Raw genomic sequence first — 1,468 nt, 5'->3', positions numbered from 1 at the left:
CGCGGTCGCGGGCGGCGGTCCGACGGCCGGTCAGGAGGCCGCGGGTGAGCGGACGGCAGGCGGTGGCCGAGCGGACAGGAGGTCCCGGTCGCGCGGTCGGGAGGTCCCGGTCGGGGGCCGGGAACTCGGGCCCAGCGGCCCCGGGCGGGCGGGCCGAAGGGCCCTGGGGCGCGGAGGCGGCCTGTTCGGATCATGGAGCGCCACCCATTCGCACGACGTTCCGAAGGAGTGCGTCCTTGAGCGCCACCCAGGCACAGGGCGACCCCACCTCACCGCCGACGACCCTCCCCGCAGGGGCGGTCAGGGCCAGGAGGCCCGGTTCGGCCCTGGTCAGACTGCTGACCACCACCGACCACAAGACGATCGGCACCATGTACCTGGTGTCCTCGTTCGCGTTCTTCCTGATCGGCGGCATCCTCGCCCTGGTCATGCGCGCCGAACTCGCCCGGCCCGGAACGCAGATCCTCTCCAACGAGCAGTTCAACCAGGCGTTCACCATGCACGGCTCGGTGATGCTGCTGCTGTTCGCGATGCCGCTGTTCACCGGCTTCGCCAACTGGATCATGCCGCTCCAGCTCGGCGCGCCGGACGTCGCCTTCCCGCGGCTGAACATGCTGTCCTACTGGCTGTTCATGTTCGGCTCGCTGATCGCCGCGGCCGGCTTCGCGACCCCGCAGGGCGCCGCCGACTTCGGCTGGTTCCTCTACGCGCCGCTGTCCGACGCGATCCACTCGCCCGGCGTCGGCGCCGACATGTGGATCATGGGCGTGACGCTGTCCGGCTTCGGCAGCATCTTCGGCGCCGTCAACTTCATCACCACCATCATCTGCATGCGCGCGCCCGGAATGACCATGTTCCGGATGTCCATCTTCTGCTGGAACGTGCTGCTGACCTCGGTGCTGGTGCTGCTGGTCTTCCCGGTGCTGGCCGCCGCGCTGCTGGCGCTGGAGTGCGACCGCAAGTTCGGCTCGCACGTCTTCGACCCGGCCAACGGCGGGGCGATGCTCTGGCAACACCTGTTCTGGTTCTTCGGCCATCCCGAGGTGTACATCCTGGCGCTGCCGTTCTTCGGCATCGTCTCGGAGGTCATCCCGGTCTTCAGCCGCAAGCCGATGTTCGGCTACTCCGGCCTGATCGCGGCCACCATCGCGATCGCCGGTCTGTCCGTGACGGTGTGGGCGCACCACATGGACGTCACCGGACAGGTACTGCTGCCGTTCTTCTCGTTCATGACCTTCCTGATCGCCGTCCCGACCGGGGTGAAGTTCTTCAACTGGGTCGGCACCATGTGGAGGGGCTCACTGAGTTTCGAGACCCCGATGCTCTGGACGGTCGGCTTCCTGGTCACCTTCCTCTTCGGCGGCCTGACCGGCGTGCTGCTCGCGGCCCCGCCGATCGACTTCCACGTCTCCGACTCGTACTTCGTGGTCGCGCACTTCCACTACACGCTGTTCGGCACCGTGGTCTA

General features: G+C 68.1%; 1 protein-coding gene. It reads left to right on the top strand.

Annotated features, from left to right (window positions below; genetic code table 11):
* Positions 1-236: 236 nt before the first annotated feature.
* Positions 237-1,468, top strand: a 1,232-nt coding sequence (locus AE652_RS39620) for a cbb3-type cytochrome c oxidase subunit I (protein ID WP_049660470.1), incomplete at its 3' end; no start/stop codon positions are given.

This window comes from Kitasatospora sp. MY 5-36 (assembly GCF_001182915.1).
GTDB lineage: Bacteria > Actinomycetota > Actinomycetes > Streptomycetales > Streptomycetaceae > Kitasatospora.
The sequence above is the reverse complement of the archived record's forward strand: the minus strand, read 5'-3'. Positions and strand labels throughout refer to the sequence as shown.